Origin of the sequence: Clostridium lundense DSM 17049 (assembly GCF_000619945.1) — a bacterium.
GTDB lineage: Bacteria > Bacillota > Clostridia > Clostridiales > Clostridiaceae > Clostridium_AO > Clostridium_AO lundense.
The window spans coordinates 534,254-551,905 of sequence record NZ_JHVC01000001.1; the positions used below are offsets into that span (position 1 = coordinate 534,254).

At 29.9% G+C, this 17,652-nt stretch carries 19 protein-coding genes and 1 riboswitch; of the genes, 17 read left to right on the forward strand and 2 right to left on the reverse strand.

Features of this window, described 5'->3' with window-relative positions; all coding sequences use genetic code 11:
- Positions 1-12: 12 nt before the first annotated feature.
- The 11 genes from sigE to phoU all read left to right on the forward strand — a co-directional run bounded on the left by sigE (position 13) and on the right by phoU (position 9,980).
- Positions 13-720 carry an RNA polymerase sporulation sigma factor SigE gene (gene sigE / locus T514_RS0102490; RefSeq protein ID WP_027623333.1) on the forward strand — a complete coding sequence of 236 codons (708 nt, stop codon included), beginning with the start codon at positions 13-15 and terminating at the stop codon, positions 718-720.
- Positions 721-794: 74 nt separating this feature from the next.
- Positions 795-1,568: an RNA polymerase sporulation sigma factor SigG gene (gene sigG, locus T514_RS0102495; RefSeq protein WP_027623334.1), complete on the forward strand. Its 774-nt coding sequence runs from the start codon at positions 795-797 to the stop codon at positions 1,566-1,568.
- 422 nt (positions 1,569-1,990) lie between these two features.
- Positions 1,991-2,251, forward strand: a complete 261-nt coding sequence (locus T514_RS0102500) for a YlmC/YmxH family sporulation protein (protein WP_027623335.1) — start codon at positions 1,991-1,993, stop codon at positions 2,249-2,251.
- 79 nt (positions 2,252-2,330) lie between these two features.
- Positions 2,331-2,786 carry a transcriptional regulator NrdR gene (gene nrdR / locus T514_RS0102505; RefSeq protein ID WP_027623336.1) on the forward strand — a complete coding sequence of 152 codons (456 nt, stop codon included), beginning with the start codon at positions 2,331-2,333 and terminating at the stop codon, positions 2,784-2,786.
- 227 nt (positions 2,787-3,013) lie between these two features.
- Positions 3,014-3,709: a response regulator transcription factor gene (locus T514_RS0102510; protein WP_027623337.1), complete on the forward strand. Its 696-nt coding sequence runs from the start codon at positions 3,014-3,016 to the stop codon at positions 3,707-3,709.
- Between the two features lie 18 nt (positions 3,710-3,727).
- The gene (gene pnpS, locus T514_RS0102515; protein ID WP_027623338.1) at positions 3,728-5,443 is read left to right on the forward strand and encodes a two-component system histidine kinase PnpS; all 1,716 of its coding nucleotides are present in this window, start codon (positions 3,728-3,730) and stop codon (positions 5,441-5,443) included.
- Between the two features lie 287 nt (positions 5,444-5,730).
- Positions 5,731-6,618, forward strand: coding sequence for a phosphate ABC transporter substrate-binding protein PstS family protein (locus T514_RS0102520; RefSeq protein WP_027623339.1), 888 nt, complete (start codon positions 5,731-5,733; stop codon positions 6,616-6,618).
- 112 nt (positions 6,619-6,730) lie between these two features.
- Positions 6,731-7,624, forward strand: a complete 894-nt coding sequence (gene pstC, locus T514_RS0102525; RefSeq protein ID WP_034868067.1) for a phosphate ABC transporter permease subunit PstC — start codon at positions 6,731-6,733, stop codon at positions 7,622-7,624.
- On the forward strand, positions 7,625-8,512 hold the full coding sequence (gene pstA, locus T514_RS0102530; RefSeq protein ID WP_027623341.1) for a phosphate ABC transporter permease PstA: 888 nt from the start codon (positions 7,625-7,627) through the stop codon (positions 8,510-8,512). It begins immediately after the preceding gene.
- A 13-nt stretch (positions 8,513-8,525) separates the two neighbouring features.
- Complete coding sequence (gene pstB / locus T514_RS0102535; protein WP_027623342.1) at positions 8,526-9,275, forward strand: phosphate ABC transporter ATP-binding protein PstB; 750 nt, start codon at positions 8,526-8,528, stop codon at positions 9,273-9,275.
- A gap of 48 nt (positions 9,276-9,323) precedes the next feature.
- A complete protein-coding gene (gene phoU / locus T514_RS0102540; RefSeq protein ID WP_027623343.1) occupies positions 9,324-9,980 on the forward strand; it encodes a phosphate signaling complex protein PhoU in 657 nt (218 codons plus the stop codon).
- Positions 9,981-10,034: 54 nt separating this feature from the next.
- On the opposite strand, the gene T514_RS0102545 is transcribed toward phoU, so the two are convergent.
- The gene (locus T514_RS0102545) at positions 10,035-10,961 is read right to left on the reverse strand and encodes a DMT family transporter (RefSeq protein ID WP_027623344.1); all 927 of its coding nucleotides are present in this window, start codon (positions 10,959-10,961) and stop codon (positions 10,035-10,037) included.
- A gap of 244 nt (positions 10,962-11,205) precedes the next feature.
- Here T514_RS0102545 and T514_RS0102550 point away from each other — a divergent pair, with 244 nt between their 5' ends.
- Together T514_RS0102550 and T514_RS0102555 are read left to right on the forward strand one after the other, a co-directional pair.
- A complete protein-coding gene (locus T514_RS0102550; RefSeq protein WP_027623345.1) occupies positions 11,206-11,676 on the forward strand; it encodes a hypothetical protein in 471 nt (156 codons plus the stop codon).
- 51 nt (positions 11,677-11,727) lie between these two features.
- Positions 11,728-11,988, forward strand: a complete 261-nt coding sequence (locus tag T514_RS0102555) for a YkuS family protein (protein WP_027623346.1) — start codon at positions 11,728-11,730, stop codon at positions 11,986-11,988.
- Between the two features lie 186 nt (positions 11,989-12,174).
- Here T514_RS0102555 and T514_RS26425 read toward each other — a convergent pair whose 3' ends face one another.
- Complete coding sequence (locus T514_RS26425; RefSeq protein WP_156939775.1) at positions 12,175-12,318, reverse strand: polynucleotide phosphorylase; 144 nt, start codon at positions 12,316-12,318, stop codon at positions 12,175-12,177.
- A gap of 135 nt (positions 12,319-12,453) precedes the next feature.
- Positions 12,454-12,555, forward strand: a riboswitch (purine riboswitch).
- A gap of 150 nt (positions 12,556-12,705) precedes the next feature.
- Here T514_RS26425 and T514_RS0102565 point away from each other — a divergent pair.
- Genes T514_RS0102565 through T514_RS0102580 form a run of 4 tightly spaced genes read left to right on the forward strand, consistent with a single transcriptional unit; the run spans position 12,706 to position 17,609 of the window.
- Positions 12,706-14,070: an amidohydrolase gene (locus T514_RS0102565; protein ID WP_027623347.1), complete on the forward strand. Its 1,365-nt coding sequence runs from the start codon at positions 12,706-12,708 to the stop codon at positions 14,068-14,070.
- A gap of 25 nt (positions 14,071-14,095) precedes the next feature.
- Positions 14,096-14,893 (forward strand): FAD binding domain-containing protein, encoded by a 798-nt coding sequence (locus T514_RS0102570; protein ID WP_027623348.1) that lies wholly within the window; start codon positions 14,096-14,098, stop codon positions 14,891-14,893.
- The gene (locus T514_RS0102575) at positions 14,884-15,333 is read left to right on the forward strand and encodes a (2Fe-2S)-binding protein (protein WP_027623349.1); all 450 of its coding nucleotides are present in this window, start codon (positions 14,884-14,886) and stop codon (positions 15,331-15,333) included. Before T514_RS0102570 ends, T514_RS0102575 begins: the two co-directional genes overlap by 10 nt.
- Positions 15,334-15,335: 2 nt before the next feature.
- Positions 15,336-17,609 carry a xanthine dehydrogenase family protein molybdopterin-binding subunit gene (locus T514_RS0102580; RefSeq protein WP_027623350.1) on the forward strand — a complete coding sequence of 758 codons (2,274 nt, stop codon included), beginning with the start codon at positions 15,336-15,338 and terminating at the stop codon, positions 17,607-17,609.
- Positions 17,610-17,652: the final 43 nt, after the last annotated feature.

The following is a 17,652-nucleotide window of genomic DNA, read 5'->3' on the forward strand; positions in this document are numbered from 1 at the left end:
GGGGGAAAGATTATGCTAAAAATAAAATTGTTGCTTAATAATATTTTATCCAAGTTAAAATTATTTGCTAGAAAGGTATATTATATAGGTGGAAATGATGCACTTCCTCCTCCATTAACAAAACAGGAAGAAGAAGATTTAGTATATAAATTAGTATGTGGTGATGAAAGTGTTAGAGCTATATTAATAGAAAGAAATTTAAGGTTAGTTGTTTATATAGCAAGAAAGTTTGAAAATACTGGAGTAAATGTTGAGGATTTAGTTTCTGTAGGTACAATAGGTTTAATTAAAGCAGTAAATACTTTTGATCCAGACAAGAAAATAAAGCTTGCTACTTATGCATCTAGATGCATAGAAAATGAGATACTTATGTATTTAAGAAGAAACAGTAAAGTTAAGGCAGAAATTTCATTTTATGAGCCTTTAAATGTAGATTGGGATGGTAATGAGCTTTTACTATCAGACATTTTAGGTACTGATAATGATGTAGTATATAATTTAATTGAAGATGAGGTAGACAAACAGCTCTTACTTATAGCTATGGATAAATTAAGTTGTAGAGAAAAGGAAATAGTTAACTTAAGATTTGGTCTAGGAGGAAAGGGAGAAAAAACGCAAAAAGAGGTAGCAGATATGCTTGGTATATCTCAATCTTACATATCTAGATTGGAAAAAAGAATTATAAAAAGATTAAAAAAAGAAATAAATAAGATGCTATAAAGTTTGTCTTTGTATAAAAATCGGTCTCTATGGAAATAATTAAAATGCAATTACACTGAAGGGGCTGATTACTTATGATGATTAATAAAGTTGAAATTTGTGGCGTGAATACTTCTAAATTACCGGTACTTAAAGAGAAAGAAATGAATGAATTGTTGCTTCGAATGAAGAATGGGGATGATGAATGTAGGGAAAAATTCATAAAAGGTAATTTAAGACTTGTACTAAGTGTAATACAAAGATTCAATAATAGAGGTGAAAATGTAGATGATTTATTTCAAGTTGGCTGTATTGGGTTAATAAAAGCTATTGATAATTTTGATTTAAGTCAAAATGTAAAATTTTCTACATATGCAGTACCTATGATTATAGGAGAAATTAGAAGATATTTAAGAGATAATAATTCTATAAGAGTGAGTAGATCTTTAAGAGATGTAGCTTATAGAGCATTACAAGTCAGAGATAAATTAATTGGTGAGAATAATAAGGAACCAACGGTTTCAGAAATAGCTAAGGAACTAAATGTTCCTAGGGAAGAAGTAGTATTTGCACTAGATGCAATACAAGATCCTGTATCTTTATTTGAACCAATATACCATGATGGCGGTGATGCCATATATGTAATGGATCAAATTAGTGATAATAAGAATGTAGATGACAGTTGGTTGGAGAATATATCTATAAAAGAGGCGATGAAAAAGTTAAATAACCGAGAAAAGCTTATATTAACACTAAGGTTTTTTGATGGAAGAACTCAAATGGAGGTAGCAGATGAGATAGGTATATCTCAAGCACAAGTTTCAAGATTAGAAAAAACAGCTTTAAAGCATATGAGAAAATACGTTTGATAAAAAATTACTAAGCAATTTTTTACAGTACAGATAAGAAGAATTTTTTATTAAAATTATGAAAAATTTTAAATTACAACATGTTGCGCGTGACCTTATAAGGATTAATGAATTGGTATTGTTATTGAGCCAGAGATAAATAATAAGTTGGCATACTAAATTTAAAATATAATCTATGTCAAGGATATTTTAAAAATGCCTATGAAATTAAAAACTGATTCCTGTATTGAATAGGAGTCAGTTTTTTAATTTATATAGATATTTGTAGTTATGGAATAAGTTTTTCTAATTTTCAGTTAGACCAAAGTAAAGATTCATTTTAAGAAAACCGTGAAAAAATTGGTGAGAATTTTTTTATTTGTTATATTAAGTTCATTATTACATAAATATATATTATAGATGTTATAAGGGGGAGAGTATTTATGGAAATGGGGTATTTTTCAATAAATAATTTAAAAACTATGGAGATAATAGATATAAATTCAGGAGTCAAACTTGGATATATAAAGGATCTAAAAATAGATACAGATGAGTGTAAAGTTTTATCAATAATATTGCCTTCACAGAAAATGTCATGGTTTGGCAAGGATAATGACATAGAAATACCATGGGAAAAAGTTAAGAAAATAGGGTTAGATGTAATATTAGTTGATGGAAGTGAGTATGTAATGGATAAATCGTAGTAGAAATAATATTGAAAATGTGTATAATATAAATATATATAACATAAAAATGCTAAGGTAAGAAGGCGGGAGAGTATATATGAAATGTCCATATTGTGGATATAATGAAAGTAAGGTTGTAGATTCAAGATCAACAGAAGATGATATGTCCATTAGAAGAAGAAGGGAATGCCTTAAGTGTAGTAAAAGATATACTACTTATGAAAAAGTTGAAAATGTGCCAATATTAGTTATAAAGAAGAATCTGAGTAGAGAGTACTTTGATAGATCAAAAATAGTAAATGGGCTTATTAAGGCGTGCCAAAAAAGACCTGTATCAAGAAGTCAAATTGAGGGTATTGCAGATGAAGTAGAAAAAACTATAAATAATGAAATGCTTACAGAAGTGAAATCTGAGTATATAGGAGAAATGATAATGGAAAATTTAAAGAAAATTGATGAGGTATCCTATGTTAGATTTGCATCAGTATACAGGCAATTTAAAGATGTAAATACCTTTATGGAGGAGATAGCTAGACTTATCTCAAATAAGTAATTTTACATATAAAAAATAATAGCTTTATGATAAAATAATCATGAAGCTATTATTTTTTATAAACAGAATTCTAAGGAGTTTTACTCTTTAGAAGTTGTTATTCTTTAGGGGAAATTATTATCCAGGGACGTAGCTGCTCTAATACTCTCACTTTGAAGAAGATAGGAGTATTAGAGCGGGCAGTCATCGGATAAAAAATAACATAAAAAACTTGTTGGAGGGTTATTATGGCAGAAGAAAAAATTTTAATTATTGACGATGAAGAACACATTAGAGAATTATTAAAATTTAATTTAGAGAGTAATGGGTATAATACTATTTGCGCAGAGGATGGAATTCAAGCTATAAAAATTGCAAAATTGGAAAGACCAGCGTTAATTTTATTGGATTTAATGTTGCCGGGTATGGATGGATATGATGTTTGCAAAGAAATAAGAAAAGATAATAATATTTCTACAACCCCTATAATAATGCTTACTGCAAAAAGTGAGGAATTAGACAAGGTTTTAGGATTGGAATTAGGTGCTGATGATTATATTACTAAGCCATTTTCTGTAAGAGAGTTGATGGCTAGGGTAAAAGCTGTGCTTAGAAGAACTTCCATTCAACTTGTAGATAGGTGTTTTAAATTCGGAAATATAATGATTGACTTTGAAAAGCATGAAGTAGCAAAAGATAATGAAAAGATAGATTTAACCTTAAAGGAATTCGAATTATTAGAAATACTTATAAAAAATAAAGGAAGAGTTTTAACAAGAGATTTTTTATTAGATAAAATATGGGGATATGAATATATAGGGGAAACTAGGACTGTAGATGTACACATAAGACACATTAGGAAAAAAGTTGAGGATGATGATAAGAGTCCTAAATATATAGAAACTATTCGAGGTGTAGGATATAGGTTTAATTTTATGGAGTAAAATATGTAAGGTGATTATATGAAAAAAAAATTGATGATTTATATGTTGACTACTTTAATGATTAGTTTGTCTTTAATAATGGCTTTTTTTATCATTATTATGAATTATCAGTATACTGAAAACACAAAAAAATTATTAAAGTCAAACAATCAGTTAGTAATAGATATATTATCTGGAGAAAAGATATCAGATGTAGATAAGTTTATTAAAAATAGTTTTAAAAACAATGAAATAAGAGTTACCTATATAGATAATAATGGAAAAGTTTTAGGTGATTCTTTACTAGATATAAATAAAATGAATAATCATAATAATAGGGAAGAGATAATAAGTTCTAGAAGAAATAAATTTGCTAATATTATCAGACATAGTAGTTCTACTGAAAACGATACTATGTATTTTGCTACAGCATTAAATAATGGATATGTAATAAGAAGTTCTATAACTATGAATATAATAACTGGATTTGAAGGGAAATATGTAAAGTATTATATAGGTGTAACTATTATTGCTATATTCATCTCCATAATTTTTTCATCGAAATTATCAGTAGGGCTTGTTAAGCCAATTAAGGATTTGGAGTTTATAACTTCTAGAATAGCAACAGGAGAATTAGATAGAAGAGTAAACATATACTCACAGGATGAAATAGGACAATTAGGAGAAACCTTCAATAATATGGCACAAAAGCTCCAGTTAACTATAAATGATGCAGTGGATAAGCAAAATAAATTGGAAGCAATTTTAAAAAGTATGGATAGTGGAGTTATAGCAGTAGATAAAAATTTAAAGGTAATTATGATAAATCCATATGCTAAAAAGATATTTGGATTAGATAAAGATATTATTGGAAAAAACTTATTAGATCATATAAGAAGTTTTGAATTAGAAGATTCATTTAGAAATAAAATAGATGAATATAAGGAAATAAAAATATTTTATCCTAAAGAAAGAGATTTAAGAATAAAAACTGCAGATATAAATAATGGAAAACAACTTATTGGTATTGTAGCAGTTGTACAGGACGTTACAGATATTAAGAAGCTTGAAAATATACGATCTCAATTTGTGGCAAATGTATCTCATGAGCTTAAGACACCACTAACGTCTATAAAAGGATTTGCAGAAACATTAAGATATGTAGAAGATGAGAATAATAAAGAAAAATTTTTAAATATAATTAATGATGAAGCAGAAAGACTTACTAGATTAATAAATGATATATTAATTTTATCTGATATTGAAAATAGAAAAGAAATAAAAGAAGAAAATATAGATGTGAATAAAAATATAGAAGATGTTTGGTATCTAATGAAGAACTCAGCAGATAAAAAGAATATAGAAATATATATTAAAGAAGATGATGTGCCTCATATTATAGGTGATAGTGATAAGTTGAAACAGATGATAATAAATTTAGTTGACAATGCTATAAAATATACAGAAGATGGGGGAAAGGTTACTATAGGTACAGAAACTCAGAATAATAAGGTTATTATTTGGGTACAGGATACTGGAGTTGGTATTCCTAAAGAACACATAGATAGATTGTTTGAAAGATTTTATAGAGTGGATAAAGCCAGAAGTAGAGCACAAGGTGGCACAGGGTTAGGGTTAGCTATTGTAAAACATATTGTGCTTGGTTTTGATGGAACTATTAATGTAGATAGTGAAGTTGGAAAGGGAAGTAAGTTTATAATAACTTTACCGAAAAAAAGGGTAAGACATTCCTAAAATTTAGGGGTGTCTTATTATTTTTTTGAAATAATAAATAAAGATTAATGTGTTCCTTCAACTTTAATTAAAAATATTTTGTATACTTTTTTATAAGTATAGAATCTTAATATAATGATAATTATATTATTGTAGAGGAATATAATACATAGATTAATTATGCAGAATTTTGTAGCTTAATGTTAATTATAATTAACATAACTATAATAATGACTTAACTTTGATGCAGTATATTATTTTTATAAACAGTAATGGATAGAATGAAATTTGAATGGAGGTTTTTCTTAATGAAAAGAAAAAGTTTAAAGGCAATAATCACTGCATTAGCAATTACTATGACTACAGGTGTTTTTGTAGGATGTGGTGCGGGAGAAAAGAAAGAACCTGCAAAACAGGAAGGCAAGATTTCAGGAACTATAACTTCAGTTGGATCTACAGCTCTTCAACCTTTAGTTGAACAGGTGGCTAAAAACTTTAAAGAAAAAAATCCAAGTGCTACTATAAACGTACAAGGTGGAGGAAGTGGAGCTGGATTAAACCAGGTAGCAGAAGGAACAGTGCAAATAGGAAATTCAGATGTAACTGCTGAGTCAAAACTTAAAAATGCAGAAATAGTAAAACAGCTAGTTGATCATAAGGTCTGTGCTATTGGATTTGCAATGGTAACACATAAAGATGTTAAAGTTGATTCTTTAACAAAAGAACAAATACAAGGAATATTTACAGGAAAATATACTAATTGGAATCAAGTGGGAGCTAAAGAAAGCTTACCAATAAACTTAATTAATAGACCAAAGTCATCAGGAACAAGAGCCGCATTTAAAGATACAGTAATGAATAAAATAGATGAAAAAGAGGGATTAGGAACAACTCAGGATTCTAGCGGATCAGTAGAAAAAACAGTAGCTTCAACACCTGGATCAATAAGTTATTTAGCATTATCTTATTTAACTGCTGAAAAAAGACAAAATTTAAAGGTATTAAAGATTGAAGGAGTGGAAGGGACAAAAGAAAATATAGTAGCTAAGAAATATCCATTCTGGTCTTTTGAACATATGTATACTAAAGGAGAGCCAACTGGAGTTACAAAAGCTTTCCTTGACTATATGGTAAGTGATGAAAATAAAAGTGTGATAGAAAAGTTAGGTTATATTCCAGTTACAGATATTAAATAGTATAAATAAGAAGGGCTGGTTGCAGCAGCAGCTGGCTCTATTTTCAAAATATGAATAGATATATTGAGGTTGTGTATAAATGGAGAATAGTATAATAGGGAAGATGATAGATATGAAAAAAAGTAGTATGTTAAAAAAAATAAGAACTGAATATATAGGAAGAATTTATGCTTCATTATGTGGAGTAACTATTGTAGCGCTAACTATAGCAATCATATTTTTTATAGTTTCAAAAGGAATAAATATATTTACAAAGGAAGGTTATTCACTAAGTGAATTTTTATTTTCTTCTAAGTGGAAGCCGGATGCAGATAATCCTCAATTTGGAGCAAGAATTTTTATTGTAGGATCTACTTTAGTATCTATTGGAGCGGTTTTAATCAGTGCGCCCATAAGTGTAGCCCTAGCAATTTTCATGAATAATATATCACCTAGATTAGGTAAGAAAGTACTTCAACCAGCTTTAGAATTATTTGTTGGAATCCCTTCTGTAGTATATGGATGGATAGGCATTACAGTACTTCTACCATTTCTAAAAAAGGGATTTGGTGGAGTAGGTTTTAGTTTACTTGCAGGGATATTAGTATTAAGTATAATGATACTTCCAACCATAGCAAGTATATCATCCGATGCTATTAAAGTTGTGCCAAAGGATTTCGTGGAAGCTTCTTATGGATTGGGGGCTACAAGATGGCAAACTATAAGCAAGGTAATTGTGCCTGCAGCAAAGAACGGTATTCTTACAGCAATAGTATTAGGTATTGCTAGAGCATTTGGAGAAGCATTAGCAGTTCAAATGGTTATAGGAAATACAATTCAGTTTCCCAAAAATCTTATTAGTCCTACAACTACACTTACTTCAGTGTTAACCATGGATATGGCAAATACTGTATCAGGAACTGCTTGGAATGATGCTTTATGGACATTAGCTACAATACTTTTATTAGTTTCATTTATATTTATTTTGATAATAAGAGCTATTGGCAGAAGGAGTGAAGTAAAATAAATGAATGCAAAATTAAAAGACAGATTATGGACGGGTATTTTATATGTTGTTTCCGGTTTTGTGGTACTCCTTTTAGTAGCCCTGATAGGATATATTTTATTTAAAGGGTTGACTGCAATAACACCTTCATTTTTATTTGGAAATCCTAAGGTGGGAGAAGCGGGTGGAGGTATAGGTCCGCAGTTATTCAACTCATTTTATATGTTAATTGTGTCACTTCTTATAACAGCTCCTTTTGGTATTGGGGCAGGTATTTATCTTGCGGAATATGCAAAGGAAGGAAAAATATTAAATATAATAAGATTAAGTATAGAAACTATGGCATCTTTGCCATCTATAGTAGTAGGTCTTTTTGGATTATTGATATTTGTTAAATTTACAGGTTGGGGATTTACGTTATTATCTGGTGCATTAGCTATAGCAATATTGAATTTACCATCATTAACTAGAATTAGTGAAAATGCTATAAGAGCGGCTTCCGCAGGAGTAAAGGAGGCTAGTTTAGGACTAGGTGCTACTAGATGGCAGACTATAAAAAATGTTATATTACCTTCTGCTATGCCTCAGATACTTACAGGAATTATTTTAGCTGGAGGAAGAATTTTTGGAGAAGCAGCGGCACTATTATATACATCAGGTATGAGTGCACCACCACTTGACTTTTCAGCAAGTAATATTGTATCTTCAGGGTCACCTTTTAGTCTTATGAGACCAGCAGAAACATTAGCTGTGTATATTTGGCAAGTAAACTCTGAAGGAATGATACCTGATGCTACTAAGGTAGGGAACGGTGCTTCAGCAGTGCTTATTATAATGGTTTTATTGTTTAATATTTTAGCAAGAATAATTGGAAATGCTATATATGAACGTTATACAGGAAAGATATAAGGAGGATAAGTGGATGGGAGTAGTAGAAGTTAAAGATTTAGATTTATATTATGGTAGTACTCAAGCATTAAAAAAAATAAATCTTAGTATAGAGAAAAATGCAGTTACAGCACTAATAGGGCCATCAGGTTGTGGTAAGTCAACATTTTTAAGAACATTAAATAGAATGAATGATCTTATAGAAGGAGTTCGTATAGATGGGCAATTATTATTTGAAGGAAAAGATTTATATAAGGATTTTGATGAAATAGAATTAAGAAAAAGAATAGGAATGGTATTTCAAAGACCTAACCCATTTCCAATGTCTATATATGATAATATAGCTTATGGTCCAAGAATACATGGTCTTAATGATAAAAATAAGTTAGATGAAATAGTTGAGAAAAGTTTAAAGGGAGCGGCATTATGGGATGAAGTAAAGGACAGATTAAAGAAAAATGCATTAGGGCTTTCAGGAGGACAACAGCAAAGACTTTGTATTGCTAGAACTTTAGCTGTAGAGCCAGAAATACTTTTAATGGATGAACCAACTTCTGCTTTAGACCCTATATCCACCTCAAAAGTTGAAGAACTTATGGATACTTTAAAAGAAAAATATACGGTTATAATTGTTACTCATAATATGCAGCAGGCAGGGAGAATATCAGATTATACAGCATTTTTCCTTAGTGGCGAAGTAGTAGAGTTTAGTAAAACAGAAGATATATTTTATAAACCTAAAGATAAAAGGACAGAGGATTATATTACAGGAAGATTTGGTTAATATTATAATATATATACTAGTATAGTAACAATAAAAGAGGTGATTACTGTGTCAAGGGGAACTTTCGATTTACACTTAGAGTCATTGCATAATTATATATTAAGAATGGGTAGTATTGTAGAAAAACAAATTTATGATGCTACTGAAGCTCTTCATAAACAAGATTTAGAATTAGCTAAAAAGGTAATTGATGATGATGATATAGTGGATAATTTAGAAAAGGAAATAGAGGATAGATGCATAAAACTTATTGCAAAGGAACAGCCTTTAGCAAAAGATTTAAGAATGATATTTACATCTACTAAGATTGTAACAGATTTAGAAAGAATGGCGGATCATGCTGTAGATATTGCTAAGATTGCTATAGTACTAAAAGATGAAAAGTTTATTAAACCTCTAGTGGATATTCCTAAAATGGCAGGACTAGTGAAAAATATGATAAGAGAAGGCTTAGATGCTTATGTAGAAGGTGATGTGGATAAAGCTTATCTAGTATGTAAAAAAGATGATGAAGTAGATGATATATATCGTGGAGTTTTTAAGGAAATGCTCCCTATTATGGCTAAGGATCAAAGTACTATTAACCAAGCTACTCAATTTTTATTTGTATGTAAATATTTAGAGAGAGTGGCTGACCATGTAACAAATATATGCGAATGGACAATTTATTTAGTTACAGGAGAAATTAAGGATTTAAATGAATAGTTTATAATTAGGCCAGTAAAATCTTTAAATATTATTTATGGGGTTTTACTGGCTTTAAGTTAGAAATTTAAATAGCTTAGGTAAAGTCTCTTTTTTTACTTCTAATATTATGATAGACACAATAATTAAGATCATGCCTATAACTTGTACTATATCTAAAGTTTCATGGAATACAAAGTAAGCTATAATTGAAGCTATAACAATTTCCAATGAAGCTATAATACTAGCTATTCCAACTTCTATATATTGGACAGATTTTACATAAGCACCATTAGCTATAACTGTGTTTAATAGCCCAATAATAATTATATTTTTTAATATAAAATATATATTATTAGAACTACTTATTATGTGTATAGTATTTTTTATGTCCATAAAAGGAATTAAGCTTAATGAAGCAAATATAAAAGAATAAGCAAGTAAGGTATTTTGATTATACTTATTAGAGTTTATCTTAGCAAAAATAATTTGAAGAGCAAAAGTAAAACCAGATAAAAGTCCATAAATAATACCTTTCGGATTTAAAGAAATATTATTTAAGTCATATATTTTACACATCATAAAACAGCCAGTTAAAGTTAATAATATAGATACTATTTTTTTTACAGTAAACTCTTCTTTAAATATAAAATATGAAAGAATTATAACCCAAATTTGACTAGTAAACATAAACATGGTGCCTAGAGCTATAGAAATATAGTTAACTGCTACATTGTAGCTAATAAATGTAGCGCCAAAAGCTATAACTCCATAAAAAATAAAAAACAGAATACCTTTTTTATCTGTTTTTAATAAAGTCCTATCTTTTATAAAACAATATAAAAAATAAAAAATTCCAGCTATAGAAGTTCTAAAAAATGATACTGAACATGGATCAAAACTATAATCACCTAAATTTTTAGTAGGAACTCCCATGTATCCCCAAAACAATGCAGCTACAATAACTAAAATAAAGCCTTTCTTTTCATCCTCTTTAAGCATTTAAAATTACCTCTCGAAATATATAAAACTTATTTTTAATTTCCATAAGAGTATATCATTAAATTAATACTTTGTAAAAATATTGACTAAATGGTTGAAAATATATATGAATTATTTATATTGACAAAGAAATTTTCTTTAGAGTATAATATGAACGTGGTTCAAAACAATTATATACAGTTCACGTGATTTATTTTTTTGACTTTAAATGAACTATGTTCAATTTATGAGGGAGGTTTTTTATATGAATATGATTAATAAGATTAAACCAGCTGTTCCTAAAAGAATTCTTTTCTTCCTAGCAGCTTTTGTTTGGGTGTTTGCATCTTATAAAATTTTAAATTTAGGTTTAATTGATGTTATAAAAAATACAACGGATTACTGGATAAACATTGCAATAGGTCTAGTTATATTTTATCTTTTCTTCAAATATGTATTTTATAAAATGTATTTAAAACATACAAAAAGAATTATAAATTCTAGATCTGAATTTCCTTGTATGTTTTCATTTTTTGATATAAAGGGTTATATTATTATGTTTTTTATGATCACAGCAGGTATTACTTTAAGAAAAGCAGATATTATACCACATATTTACTTGGCAACTTTTTATATTGGTTTGGGACTTGCAATTTTTTTAGCTGCAATAAGTTTTGTATATTCAGGTATTAGATATAATTTTGTAAAAGACAAGTTTTATAATACAAATATTTAGAAGTATATCTTATTAGAGATTTGTATAAAATAATCACGAGGTGATAGATTTATGAAAACAATTGGTGTAGAAAAAGGATTAAAAAATGTGGCAGATTTTTTAACTAAGGAAGGTTATTCCGTACAAATATTAAGTGAGTCAATAGAAAGCAATTTATCAAAATTAAATAGCATGGATGCCATTGTAACAGCAGATTATAATACTGATATGTTAGGATATAGCAATACTGAAACTAAGGCACCAGTAATAAATGCTAGTGGATTAACTCCACAAGAAATAAAGAATAGAATTGATAAAGAAATTAATAAGTAGATATACTAACTTTTTTAGACCTATATAGTAACTAATAATAAATGGCTATATAGGTTTTTTCTTATGGTATTAAGCAAATAGAGGCTGTCGCACTAAGAATAAATCCTACAATATATTGAGTTGAGTTCAAACTTGCAAAACAGTATATTGTATGTAAATTCTTTAATGCGACAGCCTACTTAAATGTTAATCTTTTTTCATAGCCATTAAATAGTAGTCTGTTCCAAATTCAGTATTAAATTGGCTTTCTACTTCTTTAATTCTTTTTTGTTGCTGTTCTTGCAAATTTGCAAATTCAAGCTTTTTATTAGAGTCTGTATTACTATTCATATTTATCACCTCATAATAATTGTTTCCACTAAGTTTTATAAATATGTATTGGGATAGCTCAAATATTATGTTGATATTTTCACAAAAATGGCATATTATAATATTAAATGATTAAAAGCGAATAATATTATATAAAATATAAATGATGTTCGTGCTCGTATATGCTGGATAATATGGTTCCAGTGTTTCTACCAGGCAACCTTAAATAGCCTGACTATGGGTGTTTATGTTATGATTTTACTTGTAAATTTTTAAATGTTTTAGTATTTGGTATATATAAGTCTAATCATGTATATAAACTCCTGAAGAAAATTCGGGAGTTTTTTATTTTTTAAGAACTTATACAAGTTACTAAAATAAATATATCAGATTAAAGGAGAGATTTTTATGAGTCAAGTTTTACTAAAAGATGCTTATATAATAACCATGAATGATTCTAGACAAGTATATGAAAAGGGAGATTTACTTATTGAAAATGATAGAATAATAGAAGTTGGACATGTTTCTATTGATAAAATAAAAGGTGATGCAGAGATTATAGATTGTAAAGGAAAAATAGTAATGCCAGGCCTTTCAAATACACATGTACACATGACACAGCAACTTGGACGTGGACTTGGGGATGATGTGGATCTTTTAACATGGCTTAGAGAAAGAATATGGCCTTATGAGAGTAGTATGAGTGAAGAAGAACAATATATATCAGCATTAGCATGCTGTATAGAAATGATAAAGTCAGGAGTTACATCTTTTGCAGAATCAGGGGGCTTTCATATAGATGGATTGGGTAAAGCTGTAGAAAAAATAGGTATTAGGTGTGCACTTGCTCGTTCTACTATGGATACAGGTGAAGGACTTCCACTTAACTGGAGAGAAAGCACAGACTATACATTAAACAAACAAATAGAAGCTTATGAAAAATGGAATAACAAAGGGGATGACCGCATTAAATACTGGTTTGCAATAAGAACAATATTTAATGCAACAGATGAGTTATTAATTAGAACTAAGGAACTTGCGGATAAATATAAAACAGGAGTGCATATGCATATAGCAGAGATTCCAGAGGAAATTGATTATGTAAAAGAAAGAACAGGTGGAGATTCAACTGTAGAGCATTTATCTAAAATAGGGTTTTTAGATAAAAATATATTAGGTGCGCATACAGTTTGGCTTACTGATAAGGAAGTTGACTTATTTCGTTTACACAATGTGAAGTCATCTCACAATCCAGCAGCAGCAATGAAAGTTTTAGGATTTGCAAAAGTTTATGAAATGCTTAAAAAGGGAATTGTAGTATCTATTGGTACAGATGGTGCACCATGTAATAATAGAATGGATATGATGGATGAAATGTATCTTACAGCACTAATTCATAAAGGAAGAACACTAAATCCCAAAGCAGTTCCAGCAGAAACCATACTCCAAATGGCAACTATAAATGGTGCAAAAACACTTCTTCAAGAAGATGAGATAGGAAGCCTTCAAGAGGGAAAGAAAGCAGATCTTATAATTATAAATCCAAGAGGAATAGGAAGTATGCCACTACATGATCCAATAGCAAATATAGTTTATTCAATGCATTCAACAAATGTTCAATCTACCATGTGTAATGGTAAATGGATAATGAAGGATAGAAAAATAACATTTATATCAGAAGAGGATGTATTAAATGAAGCAGAAAAGATGGCAGATGCAATAAGAAAAAGAGCAGGTATAATCCTTCCTGATCGATTTCCAACAATAAGATAAAGAATATTTAAGGAGGAATAAAATAGTGTTCACTATAATGGATTTAGTTCAACCACAAACAATTGAAGAAGCTTATTCAATACTTATTTCTAGAAGAAGTAATACTGTTTTAGGTGGATGTGTATTTTTAAAAATGGGAAAGAAGAACATAGGAACAGCTATTGATTTATCTAGATTAAATTTAAATTATATTATAGATGAAGAAGAATATATAAAGATAGGTGCGGAGACTACATTTAGAGATTTAGAGGTAAGTCCTATAATAAATAATAATTTTAATGGTGCTTTATGTGATTCAGTAAAAAATATAATAGGTGTTCAATTTAGAAATATAGTTACTGTGGGAGGTACTGTGTTTTCGAAGTATGGCTTTTCAGATTTAATTACTGCACTTTTAGCTTTAGATACGGAAGTAGAGCTATACAGGGGAGGAAGAATGTCACTAGATGATTTTTTAGTAAGACCTTATGAAAAGGACATTCTTTGTAATATATATTTAAAAAAGAATGGAAGAAAAGCTGTATATAAAAGCTTTAGAAATTCTTTAAGTGATTATGCAATACTAAATGTATCTGTATCTGAACTTAATCATCAATGGAAGATTGTTGTAGGAGCAAAACCTATGGTTGCCAGTATTGCTAAAAAGGCTTCTGAATTATTATCAAAAGAAGAAATAAATGAAGCTAGTATTGAACAGGCAGCAAAAGTTGCTTCAGAGGAATTGAGTTTTGGAAGTAATATGAGAGCTTCTTCTGAATATAGAAAAGCAATTTGTAGCACGCTAGTTAAAAGGGCAATTATGGAGGTGGTACAATGCAAATAGACATTACAGTAAATGGGAAAAAACATTCTTTAGACATTGACAAGGACGAATTTTTACTAGATACGTTAAGACAGGCAGGATATTTAAGCGTGAAAAGGGGATGTGATACTAGCTGTTGTGGATTATGCACAGTTTGGCTAGAGGGAAAACCAATTCTTTCATGTTCAACTCTTTCAATAAGAGCAAATGGTAAAAATGTAACTACCATTGAAGGGCTTCAGGAGGAAGCAGAAAAATTTGCAAACATTTTTACCAGAGAAGGAGCAGAACAATGTGGTTTCTGCAGTCCGGGCTTTGTTATGACTGTTATAGCCATGAAAAAAGAGTTTAATAATCCAACGGATGATGAAATAAAACATTATTTAGCTGGTAATCTTTGTAGATGTACAGGATATATGGGACAATTAAGAGCAGTTAAAAAGTATTTGGAGGTAGAATAATAATGAAAGTTGTAGGAAAACCATATACTAAGATTGATGGAATGTCTATTGCCACTGGTAAGCCTGTATATACTGAAGATTTAGCTCCCAAGGATGCTCTTTGTATTAAAATTTTAAGAAGTCCTTATGCTTATGCAAGGATTAAATCTATAGATACTTCAAATGCAGAGAAAATTGAAGGTGTTGAATGTATTTTAACCTATAAGGATGTTCCTAAAAATAGATTTACTCTGGCTGGACAAACTTATCCAGAACCATCTCCTTATGATAGACTTATACTTGACGAAATAGTAAGATATGTGGGAGATGAAGTAGCTATTATAGCTGCAGTGGATGAAAAAACAGCTTTAAAAGCTATCAAATTAATAAAGGTGAAATATGAGGTCTTTGATGCTGTTCTTGATTTTGAAAAAGCAATAGATAACCCTACAGTTATTCATAGAGAAGATGATTTGCATTGTAATATAGATATTGGAATGCAGCAAGAAAGAAATATAGTATGTACTCATAATGTGGAATTTGGCCATGTAGAAGAGGAAATTAAAAAATGTGCTGTAGTAATAGAGAGAACCTATTATACCCAGGCTCAAGTACATGCTATGATGGAAACTTATAGGGCATTCAGTTATATTGATCATACAGGAAGACTAGTGGTTGTATCATCAACACAAATACCTTTCCATGTAAGAAGACAACTTTCAAGAGCTTTAGGTATATCAGCAAGTAAAATAAGAGTTATAAAACCAAGATTAGGAGGAGGCTTTGGAGGAAAGCAAACAGGTGCTGTTGAAATATTTACAGCTATAGTTACATGGAAAACTGGAAAGCCTTCAATGATAATTTATGATAGAAAAGAAACTTTTACTTGCACTACTGGTAGACATGCTATGAGATTAAAAGTAAGACTTGGAGCTGACACAGAAGGTTTGATTAGAGTTGTTGACATAGAAGGGTTATCAGATACAGGAGCTTATGGAGAACATGCTTGCACTACATTTTGGGTGGTAGGAGAAAAGACATTACCTCTTTATAAAGCCACTGCCCTTAAGTTTAGTGGCAATGTAGTTTATACAAATAAAGTTACAGCAGGAGCATTTAGAGGTTATGGAGCAACACAAGGAACCTTTGCTCTGGAATCTACATTAAATGAATTAGCAGTAAAATTAAATATGGATCCAACGGAAATAAGATTGAAAAACTTAATGAGACAAGGGGAAAAGTCTATTGCATTTGGTGGAGAAACTTTTTATAGCTCAACCTTAGATAAATGTATTGAAAAGGGTAAAGAGATGATCCACTGGAATGAAAAATATCCTTCAAAAGAAGTAGCTCCTAACAAGGTTAGAGGAGTAGGTATGGCAATTACAATGCAAGGATCAGGTATTGCAAATATTGATGCTGCTTCAGCAGAAATAAGAGTAAATGAAGATGGAAGCTATACATTACTAATAGGTTCCACGGATATGGGTACTGGTAGTGATACTATTCTTTCACAGATGGCTTGTGAAGTGCTTAACACATCAATGGAAAATATAACTGTTATTGCAGCAGATACTGATGTATCACCTTATGATCCAGGTTCTTATGCTTCAAGTACTACTTATGTTACAGGAATGGCAGTAGTAAGAGCAGCAGAGGAGCTTTTGGGAAAGATAAAGGAAGCAGCGGCAAGAGTATTAAAAATTTCAAAAGAACATGTGGATTTTGATGGAGAAGCAATAATAGTAAATGATAAAAAAGAATTAACCTTAGGGGAGTTAGCCCAGAATGTTATAGTTGGTCCTAATTCAAAGCAGCTTACAGGTATGGGAACTTACGGTAGTGAAATTTCTCCACCTCCTTTTGTGGCAGGTTTTGCAGAAGTTGAAGTTGATAAGGAAACAGGAAAAACAGAGCTTATTGATTATGTTGCAGTAGTGGACTGTGGAACTGTAATAAATCCTAACCTTGCAAGAATACAGGCTGAAGGCGGAATAGTACAAGGAATAGGATTAGCAATGTATGAAGATGTAAAATATAATTATAAAGGTAAGATGGATACAGATTCATTTATGCAATATAAGATACCTTGTAGAAAAGATATTAATAGTGTAAGGGTAGAATTTGAGGAAAGCTATGAGCCATCAGGACCTTTTGGAGCGAAATCTATAGGGGAGGTAGTAATAAATACTCCAGCTCCTGCAATAGCAGCTGCAATATATAATGCGGTAGGAGTTAATATAAGAACATTACCTATAACTCCAGAAAAGGTATTTATGGCTATGCATGAAAAGTAAATTTATAAAATAGAGCACATAATAAAAAAGTGTTCTGCATTTT